19 protein-coding genes, 3 tRNA genes and 1 pseudogene are annotated in these 26,065 nt (G+C 38.6%); 11 read left to right on the forward strand and 12 right to left on the reverse strand.

The features are described 5' to 3' along the window. The first annotated feature begins 32 nt into the window (after nt 1–32). Complete coding sequence (gene tet(M) / locus P375_RS10175; protein ID WP_039136739.1) at nt 33–1,952, forward strand: tetracycline resistance ribosomal protection protein Tet(M); 1,920 nt, start codon at nt 33–35, stop codon at nt 1,950–1,952. A 118-nt stretch (nt 1,953–2,070) separates the two neighbouring features. Continuing rightward, a complete protein-coding gene (locus P375_RS12245; protein WP_001803271.1) occupies nt 2,071–2,238 on the forward strand; it encodes a cysteine-rich KTR domain-containing protein in 168 nt (55 codons plus the stop codon). A gap of 57 nt (nt 2,239–2,295) precedes the next feature. Here P375_RS12245 and P375_RS10180 read toward each other — a convergent pair whose 3' ends face one another. Beyond that, nucleotides 2,296–2,649: a helix-turn-helix domain-containing protein gene (locus P375_RS10180; RefSeq protein ID WP_001227350.1), complete on the reverse strand. Its 354-nt coding sequence runs from the start codon at nt 2,647–2,649 to the stop codon at nt 2,296–2,298. Between the two features lie 470 nt (nt 2,650–3,119). On the opposite strand from P375_RS10180, the gene P375_RS10185 reads away from it, so the two are divergent. Further along, on the forward strand, nt 3,120–3,602 hold the full coding sequence (locus P375_RS10185; RefSeq protein WP_000675479.1) for an RNA polymerase sigma factor: 483 nt from the start codon (nt 3,120–3,122) through the stop codon (nt 3,600–3,602). Further along, on the forward strand, nt 3,599–3,733 hold the full coding sequence (locus tag P375_RS12250; RefSeq protein WP_084598510.1) for a helix-turn-helix domain-containing protein: 135 nt from the start codon (nt 3,599–3,601) through the stop codon (nt 3,731–3,733). The genes P375_RS10185 and P375_RS12250 overlap by 4 nt, the downstream gene beginning before the upstream one ends. Here the strand turns inward: P375_RS12250 and tsaD are convergent. Next, on the reverse strand, nt 3,726–4,745 hold the full coding sequence (gene tsaD, locus P375_RS10190) for a tRNA (adenosine(37)-N6)-threonylcarbamoyltransferase complex transferase subunit TsaD (protein ID WP_039136715.1): 1,020 nt from the start codon (nt 4,743–4,745) through the stop codon (nt 3,726–3,728). The genes P375_RS12250 and tsaD overlap by 8 nt on opposite strands. Before the next feature lie 202 nt (nt 4,746–4,947). On the opposite strand from tsaD, the gene rpsU reads away from it, so the two are divergent. The 6 genes from rpsU to P375_RS10220 all read left to right on the forward strand — a co-directional run bounded on the left by rpsU (nt 4,948) and on the right by P375_RS10220 (nt 13,083). Then, the gene (rpsU, locus tag P375_RS10195) at nt 4,948–5,163 is read left to right on the forward strand and encodes a 30S ribosomal protein S21 (protein ID WP_013745715.1); all 216 of its coding nucleotides are present in this window, start codon (nt 4,948–4,950) and stop codon (nt 5,161–5,163) included. Nucleotides 5,164–5,303: 140 nt separating this feature from the next. Then, nucleotides 5,304–7,094 carry a DNA primase gene (gene dnaG, locus P375_RS10200; RefSeq protein ID WP_021462235.1) on the forward strand — a complete coding sequence of 597 codons (1,791 nt, stop codon included), beginning with the start codon at nt 5,304–5,306 and terminating at the stop codon, nt 7,092–7,094. Nucleotides 7,095–7,144: 50 nt separating this feature from the next. After that, nucleotides 7,145–9,016: an RNA polymerase sigma factor RpoD gene (gene rpoD, locus P375_RS10205; protein ID WP_039136718.1), complete on the forward strand. Its 1,872-nt coding sequence runs from the start codon at nt 7,145–7,147 to the stop codon at nt 9,014–9,016. A gap of 464 nt (nt 9,017–9,480) precedes the next feature. After that, complete coding sequence (locus P375_RS10210; protein WP_039136721.1) at nt 9,481–11,346, forward strand: PTS mannitol transporter subunit IICBA; 1,866 nt, start codon at nt 9,481–9,483, stop codon at nt 11,344–11,346. A 55-nt stretch (nt 11,347–11,401) separates the two neighbouring features. Continuing rightward, on the forward strand, nt 11,402–12,556 hold the full coding sequence (locus P375_RS10215) for a mannitol-1-phosphate 5-dehydrogenase (protein WP_039136723.1): 1,155 nt from the start codon (nt 11,402–11,404) through the stop codon (nt 12,554–12,556). A gap of 26 nt (nt 12,557–12,582) precedes the next feature. Further along, nucleotides 12,583–13,083, forward strand: a complete 501-nt coding sequence (locus tag P375_RS10220; RefSeq protein WP_039087503.1) for an MltR family transcriptional regulator — start codon at nt 12,583–12,585, stop codon at nt 13,081–13,083. On the opposite strand, the gene ilvY is transcribed toward P375_RS10220, so the two are convergent. After that, the gene (gene ilvY, locus P375_RS10225; protein WP_052121828.1) at nt 13,050–13,964 is read right to left on the reverse strand and encodes an HTH-type transcriptional activator IlvY; all 915 of its coding nucleotides are present in this window, start codon (nt 13,962–13,964) and stop codon (nt 13,050–13,052) included. The two genes, P375_RS10220 and ilvY, sit on opposite strands and share 34 nt — an antisense overlap. A gap of 141 nt (nt 13,965–14,105) precedes the next feature. Here ilvY and ilvC point away from each other — a divergent pair, with 141 nt between their 5' ends. After that, nucleotides 14,106–15,581, forward strand: a complete 1,476-nt coding sequence (ilvC, locus tag P375_RS10230) for a ketol-acid reductoisomerase (protein ID WP_013745722.1) — start codon at nt 14,106–14,108, stop codon at nt 15,579–15,581. Between the two features lie 80 nt (nt 15,582–15,661). Here ilvC and recC read toward each other — a convergent pair whose 3' ends face one another. The 9 genes and pseudogenes from recC to tuf all read right to left on the reverse strand — a co-directional run. Further along, nucleotides 15,662–18,976, reverse strand: a complete 3,315-nt coding sequence (recC, locus tag P375_RS10235; RefSeq protein WP_039136725.1) for an exodeoxyribonuclease V subunit gamma — start codon at nt 18,974–18,976, stop codon at nt 15,662–15,664. A 118-nt stretch (nt 18,977–19,094) separates the two neighbouring features. Continuing rightward, the gene (locus P375_RS10240) at nt 19,095–20,807 is read right to left on the reverse strand and encodes an FTR1 family iron permease (protein WP_039136728.1); all 1,713 of its coding nucleotides are present in this window, start codon (nt 20,805–20,807) and stop codon (nt 19,095–19,097) included. A gap of 5 nt (nt 20,808–20,812) precedes the next feature. Further along, nucleotides 20,813–22,057: an iron uptake transporter deferrochelatase/peroxidase subunit gene (efeB, locus tag P375_RS10245; protein WP_039136730.1), complete on the reverse strand. Its 1,245-nt coding sequence runs from the start codon at nt 22,055–22,057 to the stop codon at nt 20,813–20,815. A gap of 70 nt (nt 22,058–22,127) precedes the next feature. Then, nucleotides 22,128–22,946, reverse strand: a complete 819-nt coding sequence (gene efeO / locus P375_RS10250) for an iron uptake system protein EfeO (RefSeq protein ID WP_039136732.1) — start codon at nt 22,944–22,946, stop codon at nt 22,128–22,130. A 196-nt stretch (nt 22,947–23,142) separates the two neighbouring features. Next, nucleotides 23,143–23,219: transfer RNA gene (locus P375_RS10255), tRNA-Arg, on the reverse strand. Between the two features lie 65 nt (nt 23,220–23,284). After that, nucleotides 23,285–23,361, reverse strand: a tRNA-Arg gene (locus tag P375_RS10260). A 10-nt stretch (nt 23,362–23,371) separates the two neighbouring features. Next, nucleotides 23,372–23,461, reverse strand: a tRNA-Ser gene (locus tag P375_RS10265). 134 nt (nt 23,462–23,595) lie between these two features. Further along, complete coding sequence (rep, locus tag P375_RS10270; RefSeq protein WP_039136734.1) at nt 23,596–25,608, reverse strand: DNA helicase Rep; 2,013 nt, start codon at nt 25,606–25,608, stop codon at nt 23,596–23,598. Nucleotides 25,609–25,799: 191 nt separating this feature from the next. After that, a pseudogene (gene tuf, locus P375_RS10275) lies at nt 25,800–26,065 on the reverse strand (elongation factor Tu); the annotation flags it as partial.

Below are 26,065 nucleotides of genomic sequence, written 5' to 3' on the forward strand. Positions count from 1 at the left end.
CCCTTTTGGGTTTTTGAATGGAGGAAAATCACATGAAAATTATTAATATTGGAGTTTTAGCTCATGTTGATGCAGGAAAAACTACCTTAACAGAAAGCTTATTATATAACAGTGGAGCGATTACAGAATTAGGAAGCGTGGACAAAGGTACAACGAGGACGGATAATACGCTTTTAGAACGTCAGAGAGGAATTACAATTCAGACAGGAATAACCTCTTTTCAGTGGGAAAATACGAAGGTGAACATCATAGACACGCCAGGACATATGGATTTCTTAGCAGAAGTATATCGTTCATTATCAGTTTTAGATGGGGCAATTCTACTGATTTCTGCAAAAGATGGCGTACAAGCACAAACTCGTATATTATTTCATGCACTTAGGAAAATGGGGATTCCCACAATCTTTTTTATCAATAAGATTGACCAAAATGGAATTGATTTATCAACGGTTTATCAGGATATTAAAGAGAAACTTTCTGCCGAAATTGTAATCAAACAGAAGGTAGAACTGTATCCTAATATATGTGTGACGAACTTTACCGAATCTGAACAATGGGATACGGTAATAGAGGGAAACGATGACCTTTTAGAGAAATATATGTCCGGTAAATCATTAGAAGCATTGGAACTCGAACAAGAGGAAAGCATAAGATTTCAGAATTGCTCCTTGTACCCTGTTTATCATGGAAGCGCAAAAAGCAACATAGGGATTGAGCAGCTTATAGAAGTGATAACGAATAAATTTTATTCATCAACATACAGAAAGAAGTCTGAACTTTGCGGAAATGTCTTCAAAATTGAATATTCGGAAGAAAGACAACGTCTTGCATATGTACGCCTTTATGGCGGAATCCTGCATTTGCGGGATTCGGTTAGAATATCGGAAAAGGAAAAAATAAAAATTACAGAAATGTATACTTCAATAAATGGTGAATTATGTAAAATTGATAAGGCTTATTCCGGGGAAATTGTTATTTTGCAAAATGAGTTTTTGAAGCTAAATAGTGTTCTTGGAGATACAAAGCTATTGCCACAGAGAGAGAGAATTGAAAATCCGCTCCCTCTGCTGCAAACAACTGTTGAACCGAGCAAACCTCAACAAAGGGAAATGTTACTTGATGCACTTTTAGAAATCTCCGACAGTGACCCGCTTCTACAATATTATGTGGATTCTACGACACATGAAATCATACTTTCTTTCTTAGGGAAAGTACAAATGGAAGTGACTTGTGCTCTATTGCAAGAAAAGTATCATGTGGAGGTAAAAATAAAAAAGCCTACAGTCATTTATATGGAAAGACCGTTAAAAAAAGCAGAGTATACCATTCACATCGAAGTGCCACCGAATCCCTTCTGGGCTTCCATTGGTCTTTCTGTAGCACCGCTTCCATTAGGGAGCGGAGTACAGTATGAGAGCTCGGTTTCTCTTGGATACTTAAATCAATCGTTTCAAAATGCAGTTATGGAAGGGATACGATATGGCTGTGAACAAGGATTGTATGGTTGGAATGTGACGGACTGTAAAATCTGTTTTAAGTATGGCTTATACTATAGCCCTGTTAGTACCCCAGCAGATTTTCGGATGCTTGCTCCTATTGTATTGGAACAAGTTTTAAAAAAAGCTGGAACAGAATTGTTAGAGCCATATCTTAGTTTTAAAATTTATGCACCACAAGAATATCTTTCACGAGCATATAACGATGCTCCTAAATATTGTGCGAACATCGTAGACACTCAACTGAAAAATAATGAGGTCATTCTTAGTGGAGAAATTCCTGCTCGGTGTATTCAAGAATATCGTAATGATTTAACTTTCTTTACAAATGGACGTAGCGTTTGTTTAACAGAGTTAAAAGGGTACTATGTTACTACTGGTGAATCTGTTTGTCAGCCCCGTCGTCCAAATAGTCGGATAGATAAAGTACGATATATGTTCAATAAAATAACTTAGTGCGTTTTATGTTGTTATATAAATATGGTTTCTTATTAAATAAGATGAAATATTCTTTAATATAGATTTGAATTAAAGTGGAAAGGAGGAGATTGTTATTATAAACTACAAGTGGATATTGTGTCCTATTTGTGGAAATAAAACAAGACTACGAATACGAGTGGATACTATACTTAAAAATTTCCCTTTATACTGCCCCAAATGTAAGAACGAAACTTTAATTAATGTTCAAAAAATGAATATAATAACAATCAAAGAGCCAGACGCCAAGACGCAGAGCCGATAATTTGAGAAATGAAACTCTCATCTTATCGGCTCTTTTTGTTTATCTGAATTTTACTGACTAGCCTTCAATATTTCTTGCTTCATTGATACCTTTTGCTAGTGCTTCCATTAAGGATAGTTCTTTGTCTGTAAAGCTATCCATGTATTTTTCTACCTGTAACCTTCGAGTGCTTTTAATCAAATTATCTGTAGGTAAGAAAAATTCATCAATAGATACATGGAGTAATGATACAAGATCATACAGCACTTGTGTACTTGGGTGTTGTCCTTTGTTTTCTATATTTGTTAAATAACGTGGGTCAATTTCAATCATTGTTCCCACTTGTTCACGAGTGAGACCCCGTTTCATTCGAGCCTCTTTAATCGCTAAACCAACGGCTCTAAAATCGTATTTATCTTCTTTTTTACGCATACTAAATCACCTCTATACATTTTACTGTTCCTATATAACCATAAACAGGTATAGAAAAACATGTTATATAGTTTATGAGTTCCTATAGAACACTGTGGAATTTATTAATGCGATGAATCCAATTTCAAATAGAAAGGTCGCTGATTTTATTTACCTATACAACTTTATAAAATTTAGTCATACTCCTAGAAAGTAGATAAAATTGGCGACTTAATGGAGGGAAAAGTCGCCATGAGAAAGATAATCTGTCATCTAGTTCTCTTAATTAAGTTCTTATCAAAAAAACTTATCCACCTGTACTGGATAGATATGACCATCAATGTGGTTTTGCAGATTACATAGATAGAAAAATCAAAGCATATGAACAGAGAAAACAATCTGTTTATGTGCTTTTTTGGTCACTTAATAAATATCTTTTAGGATTTCTCTTCATTTATGCAACAAATCCCCCTTTCGTGTCGGGGCTTAGTATGAAGGGAGATAAAGAAGCACATGCCACTCCCTTTCACGACAGAAAGGGGGTGAAAAGCATGAAACCATCTTCTTTTCAAGAAACCATAGAAAATCAGTTTGACTATATCTGCAAACAAGTTATTGAAGATGAACGAAAAGATTACTTCAAACATCTAGACAGACTATCAGCAAAAGAAGTCTCGTTTTCTGATATAGATAACTACCTTGTCAACTCTTTTTCTACTGTTGATACGTACGTCACTGATTTCCAACTATTTAAATTATTTGGATTAAGAATCAATGTTGAAAGTGATTTATTAAGTGAAGCCCTGCGTCATCTTTCAGAGAAAAAACGGAACATTATTTTACTTCATTACTTTATGGATATGAGTGATGTGGAGATTGCGGAGTTACTAAATTTGAATCGTTCGACTGTTTATCGTCATCGAATAAGTGGACTAGCCATGATTAAAGAATTCATGAAGGAGTGTAAAGAATGAAAACAGCCTATCCAAGGGTCCCCTTCCCCCTCATTGTAAAGGCGACAGATGGCGACGTGGAAGCAATTAATCAGATTGTTAAACATTATCGAGGGTATACCTCAAAACGTTCATTCATTGCATTTAGTTAGCAATCTTCGGCAAATCACTCATTTTCCAACGAGGACGCACTTCAACCGCCAAACCGGTCTGCTCACCAGCTTTTAAGCGTAAAAAACCTGCATAAGCGATCATTGCGCCATTATCGGTGCAGAATTGAGGCGCCGGATAAAACACTTCTCCGCCTAATTTTTTCATTAATGCGGCTAAACGTTGACGCAACTGTTTATTTGCACTCACACCACCGGCAATGACCAGACGTTTCAAACCGGTTTGAGTCAAAGCGCGTTGACACTTAATTGCCAATGTATCCACCACCGCTGCTTGGAAGGCATACGCAATATCACAACGTGTCTGTTGATCTTGCGGATATTGTGCCACGGTATTTGCGGCAAACGTTTTCAAGCCGGAGAAACTAAAATCCAACCCCGGACGATCTGTCATTGGTCGTGGAAACACAAAACGATTTGGATCACCTTGCTCTGCCAATCGTGACAATGCCGCACCGCCCGGATAATCCAAACCGAGCAATTTTGCTGTTTTGTCAAATGCTTCACCTGCGGCATCATCTATTGATTCACCCAATAATTGATAATCACCAATACCATTGACTTGAATTAACTGGGTATGCCCACCTGACACCAACAATGCCAAAAAAGGGAATTCTGGAACCCGCTCTTCCAACATCGGTGCAAGCAAATGCCCTTCCATATGATGCACACCCAATGCCGGCACATTCCAAGCATAAGCCAAAGAGCGAGCGATCATTGCGCCCACTAACAACGCACCAGCCAACCCCGGCCCTGTGGTATAGGCTACGCCATCAATATCTTCAGGCTGTAAATCTGCCTCTTGCAACGCTGCCTGAATTAAAGGTGCTGTTTTCCGAATATGATCGCGAGAAGCCAATTCCGGCACAACGCCGCCATAATCAGCGTGTAAGCTGATTTGCGTATAGAGCTGATTGGCGATTAATCCTTTCTCTTCATCATAAATAGCGACACCGGTTTCATCGCAGGAGCTTTCTATTCCTAAAACTTTCATCTATCTTTCTTCGCTATACCTTTCAAAAAATTGCCCGGCATTTTACGCTTTTTTCATTAATTTCTCTAGTTTGTCGGTTGCTAATCACGAAATAAGCGCTTTACTTTTCGTATGGAAATAGATTAAAATTGCGACCTTTATTGAGTAAAGGTTATCTTGTATAACCCTAAATATGTATAAATTTCATTGAGGTGATTGGCTCATGCCTGTAATTAAAGTTCGTGAAAATGAATCATTTGACGTTGCATTACGTCGTTTCAAACGTTCTTGCGAAAAAGCAGGAATCTTAGCAGAAGTTCGTAGCCGTGAATTCTACGAAAAACCAACTACTATTCGTAAACGCGAAAAAGCATCTGCTGCGAAACGTCACGCTAAAAAATTAGCACGTGAAAACGCACGTCATACTCGTTTATATTAATTCATTCTTTGATTTAGCTTTAAACGAATTATATTTTAAACCGTGTTTCTTGTTGAAACACGGTTGTTCTTTATTTTATAGCCCATAATTATTTCAACGCTGTAACAGCAAATCTCTTTGCCATATGAGGAGTGTCGAAAATGAAAGGACTAATTCCACGCACTTTTATTGATGAACTCTTAGCTCGTACCAACATCGTTGATATTATTAACTCTCGTGTAAAACTCAAAAAAGCCGGGCAAAATTACCAAGCCTGCTGTCCATTCCATAATGAAAAAACGCCTTCTTTTTCCGTTAGCCCTAAAAAACAGTTTTACCACTGTTTCGGTTGCGGCGCTCACGGAAATGTCATTACCTTTTTAATGGAATATGACAAGATGGATTTTGTTGAAGCTATTGAAGAGCTAGCATCATTACAAGGGGTAGAAGTTCCAAGGGAAGAGACTAATAGTAAATATAATCCCAACAATAGTGCCAATTATAGAAGTAAACGTGATTTACATCAGTTAATGCACGATATTGCGCAATTTTATCAACAACAACTGACTCAATCTCTGCCGGCACAGGCTTATCTTCAACAACGTGGGCTATCAGCAGAAATTATCCAACGCTTTGCTATCGGTTTTTCAACCAATACGAATTCAGTTTTAAATCATTTCGGTAAAACAGCGGAAGAACGTCAAAAGTTGGTGGATACCGGTATGGTGACAAAATCTGATTACGGTAACTTTTATGACCGTTTTCGCCAGCGTATTATGTTTCCAATCCGAGATCGTCGTGGTAGAACCATCGCTTTCGGCGGTCGCGTTTTAGGCGATGAAAAACCTAAATATTTAAACTCTCCGGAAATGGCCACTTATCATAAGGGCAATGAATTGTATGGGCTATACGAAGCATTACAACAGAATGATAATCCAGAATACTTACTTATTGTCGAAGGCTATATGGATGTTGTTGCCTTAGCTCAATTCGGCGTGACTAATGCAGTTGCTTCACTAGGCACCGCAACCACTGGGGAACAAATTCAAATCGCTTTCCGTGCTACCGAACAGATTATCTGTTGTTACGATGGCGATAATGCCGGTAGAAGTGCCGCTTGGCGCGCATTAGAAAATGCCTTGCCTCACCTTTATGACGGTAGACAGCTTAAATTTATCTTTTTGCCGGATAATGAAGATCCAGACACTTTTATTCGCCAAATCGGCAAAGCGCAGTTTGAACAATTCCTCAACAAGGCTCAGCCGATGAGCGATTTCTTATTTCAACATCTGTTAGCCCAAGTAGATTTAAGCAATAAAGATGGTCGCAGCAAATTAGCTGCATTAGCTGTGCCGTTAATCAACCAGGTTCCCGGTGAAACATTACGTCTTTATCTACGCAACACTTTGGGGCAAAAACTGGGTATTGTAGACAGTATACAGCTTGAAAAAATACTGCCGGCGCTTATTTCAGAGCATAAAGCCAAAGAAAAAGAAGAACGCCTACGATCTACGCCAATGCGGCTACTTATTGCATTATTGGTGCAAAATCCGGAGCTCGCCGATAAACAAATCACACGCATCTTATTAAGCAATCCACAGGTACTGTATGATTTAAATCTGCCCGGGTTGGCATTGTTCCTTGAAATTTATCAGATTTGTGCCAACAAAAGCGGCATTACAACCGGTCAGCTGCTGGAATTTTGGCGTGGAAAAAAAGAGCAAAAAATCCTTGAAAAATTAGCAATGTGGGATCATTTAATAAAAGATGATAACATCGAAGCTACTTTTTATGGTAATCTAAAACACTTGCATTCCAAAGTAATGGAAAAACGTATTGAAACGTTAAAAGCGAAAGATCGTACAGATTCTTTATCGCTCGATGAAAAAAAAGAACTGATAGAACTGCTGGCAAACAGTCGAAATTTGCTAGTTCCGGTCTATTCTTCATAATGATTATGAAGAATGATTTCTGCTAATCAACAATTATTGGATGTCAAAATATGGATCAAAATCCACAATCTCAGTTAAAACAATTAATTGCACAGGGCAAAGAACAAGGTTATCTCACCTATGCCGAGGTTAATGATAGTTTACCGGAAGACCTCGTTGATGCCGATCAAATAGAAGACATCATTCAAATGATCAACGATATGGGGATTCAAGTGCTTGAATCAGCCCCGGATGCCGATGATCTTATGTTGAACGAAAATGTTACCGATGAAGATGCGGTAGAGGAAGCAACACAAGTGCTTTCCAGCGTGGAATCTGAAATTGGTAGAACCACCGACCCAGTGCGTATGTATATGCGAGAAATGGGCAGCGTAGAATTGCTAACCCGAGAAGGCGAAATTGATATTGCGAAACGCATTGAGGAAGGAATTAACGAAGTTCAATGTGCCGTTGCGGAATATCCACAGGCCTTAGATCATTTATTAGCACAATATGATCTTGTTGAAAAAGGTGAAGTGCGCCTTTCCGATCTTATCACCGGTTTTGTCGATCCGAATGCGGTAGATACCGAAGATTACTCAAATTTTATGAGCGATGATGCCGGAGAAGACGACGACAATATTTCCGGCGACGATATCGATGATAGCGATGATGATGACGAAGACAGTGATAGCGATTCCAACAACAGTGCCGACAATGATTCCGATAACAGCATCGATCCTGAAATGGCACGTGAAAAATTTTCTGCATTAAAAGAGCAACATCATAAAACTGTCGCTGCGATTGATAAATACGGTCGAGGCAATAAAAAAGCAAAAGATCAAATTAATGCACTTTCGGAAATTTTCCAACAATTCCGTTTGGTACCGAAACAATTCGATATTTTGGTGTTATCAATGCGGGATATGATGAAACGTATTCGTACCCAAGAGCGCCAAATCCAACGTTTAGCGGTTGAATATGCCAAAATGCCGAAAGGTACTTTCCAAAAAGCCTTTATCGGACACGAAACAAATGATGCTTGGATTGAAAAAGCATTAGCTGCCGGCAAAAACTGGTCGGAAAAATTAAAGGATTACGAAGACGGTATCCGTCAAGCAATTGCATTATTGAAAGTAATTGAACAGGAAAGCGGTTTAACCATTACACAAATCCGCCAAATCGGTGAAAAAATTTCGCAAGGTGAACTTAAAGCTCGTCGCGCGAAGAAAGAGATGGTAGAAGCCAACTTGCGTTTGGTGATTTCCATTGCCAAAAAATATACCAACCGTGGATTGCAATTCCTTGATTTAATTCAGGAAGGTAATATCGGTTTGATGAAAGCGGTAGATAAATTTGAATACCGCCGCGGTTATAAATTCTCCACCTATGCAACTTGGTGGATTCGTCAGGCAATTACACGTTCAATAGCGGATCAGGCTCGTACTATTCGTATTCCGGTACATATGATCGAAACGATTAATAAATTAAATCGAATTTCTCGTCAAATGTTGCAGGAAATGGGGCGTGAGGCCTCTCCGGAAGAGTTGGCTGAACGAATGGGAATGCCGGAAGATAAAATCCGCAAAGTGTTGAAAATCGCTAAAGAGCCGATTTCAATGGAAACCCCGATCGGCGATGACGATGATTCACATTTAGGTGATTTTATTGAAGACAATACCTTGGAATTACCATTGGATTCCGCAACTGCTCAAAGTCTGAAAGTGGCAACCCACGAAGTTTTGGAAGGTTTAACACCACGTGAAGCGAAAGTGCTTAGAATGCGTTTCGGTATTGATATGAATACGGATCACACTTTGGAAGAAGTGGGTAAACAATTTGATGTTACTCGTGAACGTATTCGTCAGATTGAAGCCAAAGCTTTGCGTAAATTGCGCCATCCTAGTCGTTCCGAAACCTTGCGCAGTTTCTTAGACGAATAACAAAACGTTTAATTGGAAAGATCGGTTTTAACACCGATCTTTTTTATTTTCAAATAGTTACACGCCTAAAATTAAGTCTGTTTCTTCGCTGCTTCCATTATCTTTTTTGACTTAATACTTTATCAATTTTCCCTGAGATTTTATTTTTAGCCATTTCCTCAACCTGTCTTCACAATGACGCCTATTATGCCGATCACATTGAGCAAAAATGAGCCATATTTGAGAAGTAAATAATATTTTTTATCGCATACTTTTTTCATCATTTTTGTACAGAAAAAATGTGATACAGATCACAAAAAATATTTTATATTTTAAATTTTGTGATCTAAATCACATTTTATTTTTTTCATAAAAAAAATTTTATTTGAAGTGCGTCACATTTTTGAAATCAAAAATTTCCGCTTTTTTGTTCAATATGCTATTTTTCTGTTCGAAATTTCTTCTACATTATTGAGGATTAAACTATGGTTTCTGCACAGACAAAATTACGCATACAAAACTTCGGTCGTTTTCTCTCCAATATGGTAATGCCGAATATCGGTGCTTTTATCGCTTGGGGGTTTATTACTGCACTATTTATCCCAACAGGTTGGCTGCCAAATGAAACATTAGGCAAACTTGTCGGCCCAATGATCACTTATTTATTACCGTTGCTCATCGGTTATACCGGTGGTCGATTAGTCGGTGGTGACCGTGGTGCTGTAGTTGGCGCCATTACCACAATGGGGGTTATCGTTGGTTCAGATATTCCAATGTTCCTTGGTGCAATGATTGCCGGCCCACTCGGTGGTTATGCCATCAAAAAATTTGATAGATGGGTAGACGGTAAAATCAAAAGCGGTTTTGAGATGTTGGTCAACAACTTCTCTGCCGGTATTATCGGGATGATCCTTGCACTTATCGCATTCCTTGCAATCGGTCCATCCGTTAAAGCACTTTCCACAGCGTTAGCCGCCGGCGTTGATGTACTTGTTAATGCTGATTTATTGCCACTTACTTCGCTTTTCGTTGAACCGGCAAAAATTTTATTCTTAAATAACGCCATCAACCACGGTATTTTTTCACCGCTAGGTATTCAGCAATCACAAGAATTTGGACAATCTGTATTCTTCTTAATTGAAGCAAATCCGGGTCCGGGTTTAGGCGTGTTGCTTGCTTATATGTTATTCGGTAAAGGCTCTGCCAAACAAACCGCCAGCGGTGCAGCCATCATCCATTTCTTTGGTGGAATTCACGAAATCTATTTCCCATATGTGTTGATGAATCCGCGTTTATTGCTTGCCGTGATTGCCGGCGGTATGTCAGGTGTATTCACACTTACATTAACGCATTCAGGCTTAGTTGCACCGGCTTCACCGGGTTCTATTTTCGCAGTATTACTTATGACCCCTAAATCATCAATGTTCGGTGTCATTCTTGCGGTATTAATTGCTTGTGCGGTCTCTTTCGTTATTGCCTCTTTCTTCTTAAAACTTCAAAAAGGCGAAGGTTCTTTGGAAGAAGCAACGCAACAAATGAAGAACTTAAAATCAGGTCAAAATGCTAACGTCAACCACGTTGAAATCAACTACAACGGATTGAAAAAAATCTTTGTATCCTGTGATGCCGGTATGGGCTCAAGCGCAATGGGTGCAAGTATGTTGCGTAAAAAAGTTAAAGATGCCGGTTTAGATATTGAAGTCGCTAATTGTGCAATCAATGATTTACCTGATAATGCACGTTTAGTTATCACTCATCAAGATTTAACTTTACGCGCAAAACAGCAAGTACCAACTGCAATGCACTTGTCACTCACTAACTTCTTGGATAATAAATTCTATGACCATTTAGTCAGCGAATTGAAAGCGGAAGTCGGTCAACAAAGTGAAAAACCGGTGGAAACTGTAGAAACGCACGCCCACTTTACATTAGCACCGAATCAAGTTTTCCTTGGCTTGAAAGCTGCGAATAAAGAAGAAGCAATCCGTTTTGCCGGTGAACAATTAGTAAAAGGCGGTTTTGTACAACCAAGCTATGTTGATGCAATGTTGGAACGTGAAAAACTTGTTTCCACCTACCTCGGCGAAGGTGTTGCCGTGCCACACGGTACCATTGAAGCAAAAGATGCTGTGTTAAAAACCGGTATCGTCTTCTGCCAATATCCGGATGGCGTGCGCTTCACCGATGAAGAAGACAGTGTAGCAAAATTAGTTATCGGTATTGCCGCTCGCAACAACGAGCATATCCAAGTGGTTACCGCAATTACCAACGCCTTGGATAGTGAAGAAGCAATCAATACCTTAACAACTACAGATGATGTAGAAAAAGTGTTAGCATTACTCAAAGGTTAATAGGCTGTAGGAACGTAGTGATATCACTACGTTCTTTTTATTTAGGAGATTTATAATGAAAGCATTACATTTTGGCGCCGGCAATATCGGGCGCGGTTTTATCGGTAAATTACTTGCTGATACCGGTATTTATGTCACTTTTGCAGATATTAACGAAACCGTTATTAATCAACTTAACCAACAAAAATCCTACTCCGTCAAAGTGGTGGGAGACGGTCAAAACAAAATTGAAATTGTAAAAAATGTGGATGGAATCAACTCTGCCAATCAACAACAGCTTTTTGAAAAAATTCAACAAGTTGATTTAATCACGACTGCTATCGGTGCCGGCGTATTAAAGATTATTGCTAAATCTTTAGCACAAGGCTTACTACAACGTATCCAAAACGGTAATCATCAACCATTAAACATTATCGCTTGTGAAAATATGGTTCGTGGAACCAGTGCGTTAAAAGAACACGTTTATTCTCACCTTTCCGAAGCAGAACAACAACTTATTGAAAAATATGTTGGCTTTGTTGATTCTGCTGTGGATAGAATTGTGCCACCTGTTGAAGCAAACAGTGAAGATCCATTACAGGTTACGGTCGAAGAATTCAGCGAATGGATTGTGGATGAAACTCAATTTAAAGGCGATATTCCGAACATTCCAGGTATGGAACGTACCGATAATTTAATGGCATTTATTGAGCGTAAATTATTTACCTTGAATACCGGCCACGCCGTTACTGCTTATCTAGGAAAACTTGCCGGATACCAATTCGTTAAACAATCGATTGATGATGAAAATATCAAACAACAAGTTAAAACCGTAATGCAAGAAAGCGGTGCAGTATTAATCAAGCGTTATCAATTCGATCCGGCTGCCCACGCCGCTTATATTGAAAAAATTCTAAAACGTTTTGCTAATCCGTACCTTACCGATGATGTAGATCGTGTTGGCCGCGAACCTATCCGCAAACTCGGCTATAACGATCGTTTAATCAAACCGTTACGTGGCACCTTGGAATATCAACTTCCTCACCCAATGTTATGCAAAGCAATTGCTGCCGCATTGTGCTACACTAATGCAAATGATCCGCAAGCAGTAGAATTACAAAAATCTATTGCCGATCAAGGGATTACTAAAACATTAGAACAATATACCGGATTAAATGACCAAGCAATTTTTGAGGAAATTGCACAAAATTACGCATCATTGAAAAAATAATTTCTTGATGATATTAAAGGACTTAAATGATCGAGGAAAAACTTAATGAAGTTACCACCGCAAGAGGGTTAATCATTGCTGCGGTAACGGTTTTTGAAGAGGCGTTGGATCAACTGATCAACAAAGTGTTCCGCAAAACGGATTTTGTTGTTGAATCAGTGATCGAATCGCTGTTCGAGCATTCAGGTCCTTTATTTGACTTTAAAATCCGTTTAAAAGTGTTGTTAGGTTTAGGCGTGATCTCTAAAGACATTTTTGAAGATATTGAACAATTTCTAAAACTTAAAGAGATTATCAACAACCAAACTCAAGAGCTCTCTTTCAGCGATCCTTTGCTGTTGGATTTTGTGCAACAACTCAACTGCATTAAAGATTCTCTTTTTATTAAAGATCCGCCACCAAAACCTACTCAAGATTCATTACTTGAACAGGTAAAAATCATTCGCTGGGAAAAGATGATCCGCTCCTATATCACATTGGCAATCATCACTATTCACGAAGCATTATTGATTGAAAGTCCGTTGTGAGCTCCTATCATCCCCAACCAAAACGCGTTCACCACCGGATTTTGTAAATTTTTCCGATTAACGCAGATGCCTAAAGATAATCGATCAATTTCCGGCTCAATATTGAGATAAGTGATTTGTGTATTCATTGGGTTATGGGCAATAACCACATCAGGCAATAACGCTAAGCCGAAGCCCATCGCCACCATCGGCACAATGCCTTCATGACCGGCAACAGTCGCATAAATTTTCGGATGTTTTATTCCCTTTTGCTGAAACCATTGCTCAATTTTTTTTCTTGCCGGTCCTTCAACCGGCACAATGAATGGAATTTCTTGCCACGGAATCAGTGTTTGTTGCAATAATTGATTGGCAACACAAGCTACTTTTGGAGCAATTAGTGAAAACGGCAACAAATCTATTTGATGAAAAATGAGATTCTCCGGTAACTGTTCCGGTTCTCCGGCAATCGCTAAATCAGCCTGTCGGCTCTGTACCTGTTGCACTGCTAATGCCGGATCGCCTGTTGTAAGTTGAATTTCTACTTTCGGATATTGTTGCCGAAATTGCGTCAAAATTTCCGGTAAATGGCTGTAACTGGCGGTAACGGAACAAAACAAACGAATTTCTCCCGAAAGATCGTGATTATCCGGTTGAATATTTTGTAGAAAAAGCCGCCAATCCTGCTGTGTTTTTTCCGCAAATTGGCGGAAACGCTCTCCAATCGGCGTTAATTCCACGGAACGATTATCTCGCCAAAACAATGGCTTACCGATTTCCTGTTCTAAACGTTGAATTTGTCGGGAAAGTGTCGAAGGACTAAGATAATTCACCGCGGCAGTTCTAGCAAAATTTTTACTTTCACAAAGGTGCAAAAATAATTTGATTTGTTGTAAATCCATATCCAGTTCCAAATTTAAGTTAAAAGTTACAATTATTGCAATAGTTGCAATCATTAATTTTAATAATATCAATTTACGCAACAAAAAAAAGACTTATACTGAATTTATTCATTACTAGAAATCACTTATTCAGGAGCAATTATGGCAAACTACTTCAATACTTTGAATTTACGTCAAAAATTAGATCAATTAGGTCGCTGCCGTTTTATGGATCGCAGCGAATTCGCCGATGAAGCCAACTTTCTTAAAGGTAAAAAAATCGTTATCGTAGGTTGTGGGGCACAAGGCTTAAACCAAGGTTTAAATATGCGCGATTCCGGTTTGGATATTAGCTATGCGTTACGTAAAGAGGCGATTGCCGAAAAACGCGCTTCATTCCAGCGTGCGTCAGAAAATGGTTTTGTTGTCGGTAGTTATGAAGAATTAATTCCACAAGCGGATTTGGTAATTAACTTAACTCCGGATAAACAACACAGCAATGTTGTTCAAGCAGTAATGCCACTAATGAAACAAGGATCTGCTTTGGGTTATTCACACGGTTTAAATATTGTTGAGGTCGGTGAACAGATTCGTCCAGATATTACGGTGGTAATGGTTGCGCCTAAATGCCCAGGTACTGAAGTGCGCGAAGAATATAAGCGCGGTTTTGGTGTTCCGACTTTGATCGCTGTTCACCCTGAAAATGACCCTAAAGGCGAAGGTATGGCAATTGCCAAAGCTTGGGCAGCGGCAACCGGTGGTCATCGTGCCGGCGTATTGGAATCTTCCTTCGTTGCTGAAGTGAAATCCGACTTAATGGGCGAACAAACCATTCTTTGCGGTATGTTACAAGCCGGTTCATTAATTTGTTACGACAAATTGGTAGCCGATGGAAAAGATCCTGCTTATGCCGCACAATTAGTTCAATTCGGTTGGGAAACCATCACTGAAGCATTAAAACTTGGCGGTATCACTTTAATGATGGATCGTCTATCCAATAGTGCAAAATTGCGTGCATTTGAACTTTCAGAACAGATTAAAGCAATGCTTACCCCATTATTCCAAAAACATATGGATGATATTATCAGTGGTGAATTCTCCCGTGTGATGATGGAAGACTGGGCAAACGGCGATAAAAAATTGTTAACTTGGCGTGAAGAAACCGGTAAATCCGCCTTTGAAAATGCACCTAAATATGAAGGAAAAATCAAAGAACAAGAATACTTCGATAATGGCGTATTAATGATTGCAATGGCAAAAGCCGGCGTGGAATTGGCGTTCGATACTATGGTTTCAAGTGGTATCATTGAGGAATCCGCTTACTATGAATCTCTTCACGAATTGCCGTTAATCGCTAACACTATCGCGCGTAAACGTTTATACGAAATGAACGTGGTCATTTCAGACACCGCAGAATATGGTAACTATTTATTCGCGAATGTGGCGACTCCAATTATGCGTGAAAAATTAGTTCCTCAATTACAAAAAGGTGATTTGGGCGAACCAACCCCAACTGTTGAAATTGATAATATTACTTTGCGTGATGTGAACGAAGCCATCCGCAATCATCCGATTGAAAAAGTAGGACAAAAATTACGTGGTTATATGAAAGATATGAAACGTATTATTGTTGCTTAATCAATTATTTGCTTAAAAAGACACCGCAATGAACAATCATCGCGGTGCTTTTTTATGCGTCATTTTACAGCCGCAACTTGCTATGATGTTGCATTATCTTCAAGTTGTTCCAACATTTGTGCAAACCAATCAGTAAAACGTTGCTTAATGGCTGTATAATCCAAATTTTTAGTCTGAACCAATAACCGTTGCCAATATGGTTGAGATTTATCAAACTCATTGCCGCTCTGCTGTTCCATTAATTGGCGATATAACTGCGCTTCTCCACTGTTTTCCTCTGCAAACAACTTTTGATATTGCTGGAAGTCTGTTGTCGGCAAAATACAGATTTGCCCTTGTGCCTGCAAGAAATCCTGTAAATAAATCGCAACTTGTGCCATTGCCTTGTTTTGATCGATAGCAGAAAAAGTCGTTGTCTCTATATTGCCTTTATTTATGCCAATAAATCGACTGTCTGTTGCCTGCCCCATCGCTGATAAAATAAGGTGATTCAGCCATAATTTGAGAACATCCTGATCACGAATTTTACCAATACGCCAATCGACATACTGCTGTTGGTAATTATGGTCAATCTGACCTTGCAGTCTCACCTCTTGCCCATCAAGCCCAAACGTTACATCCACCATCACGGAATCCGCTGCTTGCTGTTGATACTGCGCCGTTGCTTGTCGCAATAGATGGCAACTCTGCTCTAATTCCGCTTGTTGTAAAAAAGCAAACTCTGCCCGTGGCAACATTCCCTCTCGTTGCGCTTTTTCAAACTCTAATGTGCTATTTTGCGGTTCGTTTTCAAATAAACGTTGTTTCAGTTGATATTGCGCCAGCGCTGTCAATTCAAACACTTCACTTTCAACACGTTCCTGTTCATTTTCATTGAGATAAACGCCTAAACGCTGTTCAAAGAAATATTTAATGGGTGCGATAACAAATTGTTGCAGATCATCGAGTTCGACTGTAGTCTGATGACTGCCATTCTCTTGTTGCAATAATGTTTGATCAAATTCTCTTAATGGATGCTGTTGTTGCTGCTGTGCTTGCGCAATCGGCAACCACTCTTGTGCATAGGAGAAATGTGGTGCTAAAAAATTATGCTCACTGAACACGGTCATTGGATAGCTGAATCGTAGCTGTTTGAGATCATCCGGATGTGATAAATGATCCGCCATATAATCCCATAACTGATTCACCAACACTGAAGGTTCATATTCTGTATTATCCACTATCGAATAGCCAACATAACTGATATAAAGTTTTTGTCGTGCGGATAATAGCGCTTCCAAAAAGAGATAACAGTCATCTTCTCGCCGTGAACGATCCCCTTTTTGGGTTTGATACTGCATCAAATCAAAACTGTTATTTGGTAATTGTCGTGGAAAATCAACATCATTCATTCCCAACAAGCAAATCACCTTAAACGGGATCGCGCGCATTGGTAATAAAGTACAAAAATTCAGTTTGCCTAAAAGGAAATGCAGACTGTTATCCTGTTCATTGAGTTTTTGTTGCAATAATTCACCAATAATTGCTGCGTCAATAGTTTGTGGATAATCTGCTTCATTAATAATATCAATTACTTGATGAACAGTTTGCTTCAACAATGCAATCACCATCGGCTGTTCACCGGCATTAAATAACGTATCTATTAATTGCAGAATCGCTGTTCGCCACTCTTCTGCCATTAAATTTTGGCTCGCTTTTTGTTGCCACTGTTGTAACGCGTGAAAGAAATGTGCCAATTTACCGGCTAATTTCCCTTGTAATCCTTCACTATAATCGAAACCGATAGCATCTTGCCAAATGCCGGACTCACTCTTCAACGCATAACCCAATAACATCCGCTCAATGCCGTTTTGCCAAGCATTATAATTCGGTACCGGCTCCTGATCATACTTGTCTAAACCGAAACGAATACCGGATTGCGTTACCCAATCTCGAATCGTTTGCAATTCACCCAAATCTATCTCAAAACGTTGACGAATTGCCGGCACATCTAATATCGAGAGCACAATATCGCTGGAAAAACGCGATTCTTTTAGTGTAAACAGTTGTAAGAAAGTGGAAATCAACACATCACTTTCCGTCACCTTTCTATCCGAAATAGAAAACGGGATATAACGTTTATCCTCTTCTTGATATTGTGAAAAAACCGCCTGAATATAAGGCGTATAGCGATCAATGTCCGCCACCATCACCACAATATCTTTCGGTGTCAATGTCGGATCTTGCTCAAACATTGCCAGCAGATTATCACGTAGCACCTCCACTTCACGCATTGGACTATGACAGGCGTGCAGCGTTATCGAATCATCTCCCGCTTGATAGTGCAATATTGCCGATGCCGTCGGCGTTAACTCCAAAATTTGTCGTTGTAGCTGTTGCAACAGTTGACCACCTTCAGGCGCGTTATACACCTCAATATCGTTTGGTTCCAACTGTGTTAATTGGTAAAGAAAATCTCGCCCTAATTTGCCCCACGATGCTAATAACGGATTCCCCACCGCTAAAGTTTCATCATAAGGTGTCTGGATCTCTTTGCTCTCTGTTTGAATTTTTTGCTTTAATTTTTCTAAATAGCGATGATCGATTAAATCTCCCCAATAATAACGGCTTGGACTATTAAAAAAGAGATGAATATCAATATATTGGCTCAATGCAGACAAAATAGACAAAAACATTGGCGGCATTGCGGAAATGCCAAACACGATAATACGCGTTGGTAAATTTTTCGGGCAATATCCTTGCTGTAATTGCTCCAAAAAGGTTTGATACAAATTAGCGCGATGCCATATCTGCTGTTCGGGATAATGTTGTTGAATATCCGCCACCAATGCCTGCCATAACAGCACCTGCCAACTGATATCATTCATAATATTATCCGCAATAGGCTTAAAGCGAGGCGATAATTGCTGAACAAAACTTGTCGTCATCTGCTGCCAATCTGCTGTTTGCCATTGATTGATCCACTCCGGACGATAAACCAAATATTGGTCAAAAAGATCGGCAATTTTTTCCGCTAAATGAAACAATTTATTTTGCTCAGGCGCGCTGCCTAAATAATCATTCAAGCGCGAAAACGCCGGTAAATGCAATAATGTCGGAATAATTCGCATTAAACGCCAAACCATAGCCGATTTATTAAATGGGTTTTGTTCGCTGATCTCTGCAATATTCTGTTTATACAGTTTCCAAATAAATGATGATGGCATTGGAAAAGCAAAATTCGCTGCGATAGAAAAATGTTCTGCTAACTGAAGTTGTAACCATTGCGCCATTCCGGGGCTTTGCACCAAAATCACATTTTCGGCAAATGGATCCTGTAAGGGTTGCACTTCCAATAATCGAACTAACAGATGTTTTTGATTTTCAAGCTGGTTGGCGTAATAGACGGTAAACATTTTCTATTTTCTTATCCCACAATTTTTTAATCTGCATTGTAGCTGAAATTCAATGATTCTAAAAAAAGAAAAGGGGAAAATCATCACAATCTTCCCCCTGACATTATTTAAGCACGGATCAAGTATTCTGCCGTTTTAACCATCTTTGCAACAATAAAATCAATGCGATATAAACTAATTGCGCAATGATAGTTTGTAATGTGGCATAAAATCCCAGCCATTCAATATTCGGTAAAATATCGATAATCGTTGTTGGTAACACCGCTGTAAGTTGTAATGCGTGCACACTGACACCAAGAATTTTGAAACCTAAAATATACAATACCCAAGTTAAAATCTTGAACATTGTCGGCACCGGCAATTTGACTGAACTTTTTAAAATCACCACCGCCAATATCGCCAATAAAATCACCGCTATACCAACACCAAGGGCAAAAGATTCTGTGCTGATATTCGGCAAAATACCGACATAGAACAAAATGGTTTCCGCACCTTCTCTGAATACTGACAGAAAACTCAATGCAAATAACGAGATAAAACTGCCTGTCGTCAACGCTTTATTTATATGTTTTTTAATATATGCCTGCCACGCATTTAACGATGATTTGCTATGTAGCCACGCACCGATAGTTAAAATCATCAAAACAGCGACAATACCGACCGCGCCTTCAATAATTTCTCGATTTGTTCCCGAGCTGGAACTCGGAAATAGTCGTTGTAAGGCAAAAGCAGCCACTAAACTGAGCACTAAACCGGCTATCACACCACCGCCAACCCATTTATAACCTTGAGGACGATTGGCAACACGCAACGCACTTACTAATGCCATTACCACCAACAACGCTTCCAAACCTTCACGTAATAAAATCAGCATTGCATCCAGTGCGCTGTAACCGGCAGCAGGATTAATTTCAACCAGTTGCGTAATAATCTGCTTTAACTCCGTTTGATATTTAGCTTCACTGCCTTTAGCCAAAATCACCGGCACTTGGCTCTCTACCTTACTATATAACGAACCATTTCTGGTGCTAACATCTCCCTCAATACTTGGCCAAATCTCAATAAAAGTTGTCAGTTTTTCTTGCGCTGTTGCATTATCCTGCTGTTCAAACGCTTGTAATCCTTCTCGTAACAGATTGATGCCATCATTTAATTGATAGTTGGTGGTAACTGCTTGCGCTTTTTTGCCACTGACAAAATCATCAAATTGAACCTCAATTTTTGCAGTATTACTTTCAATCCGTTGATAATCCAACGGTTCAGTTTCTATCGCCACTCGTAAGAGTGCCAACGCTGTTTCAATTTTTCCGTAATACGCCATATCAACATCACGCACTAAACTCTCATTTTTAGTCCAAATGCTATTAAATAGGCGATACTGTTGTTTTAGCTGTTCAATATCCGGCGACAATTTATTTTTTGCCACAACTTGCTGCCAATGTTCAAAGGCTGGCACAATCCGTTTTTTAAAGCGTTGCTTTTGTTGAGCAATATCTAAAGGATGTTGCTCTTTATCAAATGCTAATAAGGCGACTGAAAGTTGATTTAAATGCTCAATATCGGTGTTATTCAATGCATCAGACAGACTCAACAATACATTTTTACCTGCTGAAGAGTTGTGTTGTTCAATCGCAATAAATTGCTCTTGAATCGCATTTAAATCTTGCTTTGCTTGCAATGTATTATTTTCTTTCACTGCACTCATTGCATCAGAAAGCTGGATAAATAACGGGCTAAGATTTATCTTTTGTTCAGCTGTTGCCGGTAGAGAGCTGAAAAAAATTAAACTAAAAAACAGCCACAGATATTTTATGACTCCTCTTATTTTCATTTTATTTAAGCTCCTAACAATGCTTGCCCAATAAATTCACCTTCTTTCACGCCACCAAAACAAGCAAATAGCCCACTACCGATATGGGTAATATATTCATTCAAACGATCAACATTACCTAATGCATTTTGGATAGTAATGAACTGTTCCGGATCTTTTTGATAGCAAATAAAAAGCAAGCCACTGTCAAACTGTCCGGTGCGAAGATTAATACCATCTGAATAAGAATAAGCTCGACGTAACATCTGTTTTCCGGTTTTATGTGCCAATGCAGAATGTGAATCGTCCGGAATCATTGGTTTACCGTGATGATTAAGTTTATCCAGATCCAATGGTGCAAATTCCTCTTTTTCGCCAATCGGCGCACCTGAAATACGGTGACGACCAAAAGTGCGTTCTTGTTCTTTATAACTGGTTCTATCCCAAGTTTCCAAATGCATCACTATTTTACGCACTATCAAATAACTACCGCCTTTCAGCCAATCGGGTTGATCTACCCATACTTGCCCATCAAGATCTTTAACGGTATTAGCATTTGCCGTACCATCTTTAAAACCAAACAAGTTACGAGGGGTATCGGTTGGTTTATCCGCCGAAATAAAACCTGCTTGACTCCATTTCATCGTTACATTAGAGCGAGCCACTCTGACTAATTGACGCACAGCGTGAAAAGCCACTTGTGCATCATTGGCACAAGATTGAATACAAATATCACCGCCACTAAACTCTTCTTTCAACTGATCGCGTGGAAATAACGGCAGATCTTTCAGCTCTTTCGGCGCTTTATCCTGCAAGCCTAACTTCTGCAAAAATGACGGAGAAACTCCGAAAGTGATCGTCAAACCATACGCAGAAAGATCATCCGCTTCTCCGGTATCCGCCGGCGGTACAAAATGATTTTTAGCATATTCTTTTACATTTTTGCCTTGCGTTAGACGTGCGGAATAGGCTGTCCAAGTTTTGAATACTTCTCTTACTTCATCAAGACTTTCCGTTGCTAAATCCAACACCAAAAAATAGACATAAGTCTGTTGTGGGGTAATAATTCCTTGTTGGTGTTCTCCATAAAATGGGTAAGTAATATCGGAAAGACAGTGTTTTTCAGCGACAGAATGATTATCATCTGCTGCTACACTCATACTTAATCCCGAACCGATTAAACTGCCACCAAGCATTAAACCTGATCTTTTTAAAAATTGACGACGTAGATTATTTGTTGGTCGTTGTACTGTTAAATCATTGCTTTTCATTTGCTCCCCCCTTCAAAAAGGAAAAACCACTGCAAATTAACGCAGTGGTTAAGAAAAAAATTAGTTAAAATTAATTACTTTCATCAAGAATGACACCCATATGTGCAAGCGGTTCGCCAAGTTTATTTACAGCTTCAGCTAATTCACGCGTATCCTGTTTAGACAACTCAGTATAGGCTTTATAGCCATTTTCACCAACTCTGTATTTATCTAATAAGGCATTTACATTCGCAAACTGTTTATCCAACTCTTTTACCCTCTTTTCATCCTTCTGAGCTAATTTTGCTCTCAAAATTTGATAAATTTTTTCTGCACCTTCAACATTAGCTTTAAAATCATAAAGATCGGTATGTGAGAAAATTTCTTCTTCGCCAGTAATCTTGCTGGTAGAGACCTCATTTAATAAATCAACTGCACCTTGAACCATTAAATCGCCGGTAACTTCTACAGTCGGCACTTTAGCACGCAACTCTTTGACATCATTTAATAATTGATCGGCAATTTGTTCTGTTCCTTTAGTGGTATTTTCTGTCCATAAAATCTTTTCAATTTTATGGAAACCACTCCAAATTTGATTTTCTTCCAAATCTGCTTCACGTGCATCAATGCGTGGATCTAAATCACCAAAACTTTCAGCGATAGGTTCTGAACGCTCGTAATACATTCTGACTAATGGATACAGTTTTTTCGCCTCTTCAACCTTACCTGTTTTTAAAGCGGCTACAAATTGCTCTGTACCTTTAACCAATTCATCAATTTGTTCTATGACAAATGTCTGATATTGCTTAGTTTCTTGTGATAAATCCACTGGCGCTGCAACAGCTGCTTGAGAAAATAAAACGGTTGATGAAATCAATGTAGCAAGCACTAATTTTTTCAATTGGAACATAAATTACCCCTTAAAATATAAATGAGAATAAATTGCATATTTTTGGATAACTTATTGTAAATAGGAATTAATGTCAATAAAAAATTAAAAATAAATAGTTCTTTGGATAAAGGCATTTTTGAATTAAAAGAAACTGCTATGAAGAAAAATTTTTCAATTAGAAATGATATGAAACATTTGAAATTAAGAAATGAAATGGCGCACCCGAAAGGATTCGAACCTTTGACCGCTCGGTTCGTAGCCGAGTACTCTATCCAGCTGAGCTACGGGTGCGCAGATAATTTTTGATTTGCCGATTATAACACTCATTCTTTAATTACTCTAGAGTAGCGAGTAAATGGCGCATCCGAGAGGATTCGAACCTCTGACCGCTCGGTTCGTAGCCGAGTACTCTATCCAGCTGAGCTACGGATGCGTCGAATAAATGGCGGTGAGAGAGGGATTCGAACCCTCGATAGAGTCTCCCCTATACACCCTTAGCAGGGGTGCGCCTTCAGCCTCTCGGCCATCTCACCTCATTCAGTTGAGTCGCTATAATATGGATTTTAAAAAATAAGTCAACGCTTTTTTTCAAATGAACTCTATTTTAGGATTGGTTGCGTAGATTATCATCAAAATATCTAATTTATAACCAACCCAATACCTATATTTAATCCTCTAACAAAGCTTTCAATCGTGCAAAACCTACCTGTTGCTTTTGTTTTTTCTCAACTTCTGTTAATGGTGCTTTATCTCTTTCCCATTGCAAATAATCTTGTGGTAACTCTAATAAAAATCGGCTAGGCTCCATTTTTACTAGCTCTCCCATCTGTTTGCGTCTTTTACAACAAGAAAAGGTTAACTCTTTTTGCGCTCGAGTAATTCCAACATAAGCGAGACGACGTTCTTCTTCAATATTATCATCATCAATTGAATTTTGATGAGGTAAGATCCCTTCTTCCATTCCAATTAAATAGACATAAGGAAACTCTAAGCCTTTAGAAGCGTGTAATGTCATCAATTGTACTTGATCCCCTTCTTCCTCATTCTCGCTACGCTCCATCATATCACGTAGGGTTAAACGTAATATTGCCTGTGATAAAGTTAGTGGCTCGTTAAATTCATCTCCTTGCAGCATACTATCAACCCATTGCAATAAAGTTGCTACATTTTTAGTTTGTATCTCTGCAACTTTGAGATTTGAAGCCTGTTCATAAAGATAATTTTCATATTGAATATGGGAGAACATTGCTTTAATTGCTTCTTGCGCCTCTCCTCTCACTACTTCATCTGAAGCCTTGACCACCCATTCCGCAAAATCTTGCAATGCTGTATAAGCTTTTGCTGTTACTCGTTGCAATAACTCAAAATCAAAAATTGCTTCAAATAACGAACAATGTTTCTCTTTTGCTAACAATCCTAATTTTTCTAAGGTTGCTGATCCAATTTCTCGTCTTGGCGTATTGATAATACGAATAAAGGCCGCATCATCATCTTGATTTACCAACAGCCGCAAATACGCCATAATATCCTTAATTTCAACACGAGAAAAAAAAGATGTCCCTCCTGAAATTTTATAAGGAATTCTATTTTGCATTAAGGTTTTTTCTAACAAACGTGATTGATGATTCCCTCTATATAAAATTGCATAATCTCGGTAAGCTGTTTTATTTAAAAACCGGTGAGACATCAACTCCGCCACAACACGTTCTGCCTCGTGTTCTTCATTTTGCGCTTCAATAACTTGCAATAAATTCCCAGTTCCTAAATTAGAAAACAATCGCTTAGAAAAAATATGATCATTATTATCAATTAATATATTGGCACAATGTAAAATACGTTGTGTAGAACGATAATTTTGTTCTAATTTAATCACTGACAATATCGGAAAATCGTCCCTCAAACGAACAATATTTTCCGGATTAGCGCCTCTCCAAGAATAAATAGATTGATCATCATCACCAACCACTGTAAATTTTGCCGCTTTACCAACAAGCAATTTGATCAATTCATACTGGCTAGTATTAGTATCCTGATACTCATCAACTAATAAATATTGAATCTTTTCTTGCCATTTTTCTCTAATCGTATCATTAGTACGCAACACCAACGTTGGTAACATAATCAAATCATCAAAATCTACTGCATTCAAAGCCTGCATTTGCGCCATATATTGCTGATAATATGATGCAAATAGATGTTCAACTTCATTTTTAGCTAATTTCATCGCCTCATTCGGCAAGATCAAATTATTTTTACATAAAGAAATATAATTAACTAATTGATTTAATTTGTCTTTATCCGCTTGCAAGGAAATTTTGGTCAACTCTTTTAGTAGTGCCAACTGATCGTGTTCATCAAATAAAGTAATGCTTGACTTAAAAGATAAAGCCTGATGTTCTTTTTTGACAAAATCAAAGCCTAATGTATGAAACGTACAAACCGTTAATCCTTTACTCTTTTTCATACCAATAGAATGCGCCACACGCTCTTTCATTTCTCGTGCTGCCTTATTAGTAAAAGTAACCGCAGCAATTTTAGTGGGGGAATAGTTACAATGTTCTATCAAATAAGCAATTTTATTAATGATAACTCGTGTTTTCCCTGAACCTGCCCCAGCAAGAACAAGACAAGGAGTGTCAATAGTTGTTACGGCCTGTTGCTGTTGTTGATTTAATTTCATCAGTAATTCTATTAATTTAACTTTATAATTGATAAAAATTGTTATCTTAATAAGTAATATAACCTAAATAAATAGTATGCAATTCTAAAACAAAATAAACCAATATAATATGGCGTTATATCCTTAATTTTCTTAATAAAAAAACCCGCCTAGAAGACGGGTTTCAAATTACTCTCTATTGTCAAATCTAATTATTTGATGATTTTCGCTACCACGCCGGCACCTACTGTACGGCCACCTTCACGGATCGCAAAACGTAAACCTTGATCCATCGCAATCGGGTGGATTAAGCTTACTGTCATCTTCACGTTATCTCCTGGCATTACCATTTCTACGCCTTCCGGTAACTCGATTGTTCCAGTTACGTCAGTTGTACGGAAATAGAACTGTGGACGATAACCTTTGAAGAATGGTGTGTGACGTCCACCTTCTTCTTTTGATAATACGTAAACTTCTG

It is taken from the genome of Gallibacterium genomosp. 2 (genome assembly GCF_000771895.1).
GTDB lineage: Bacteria > Pseudomonadota > Gammaproteobacteria > Enterobacterales > Pasteurellaceae > Gallibacterium.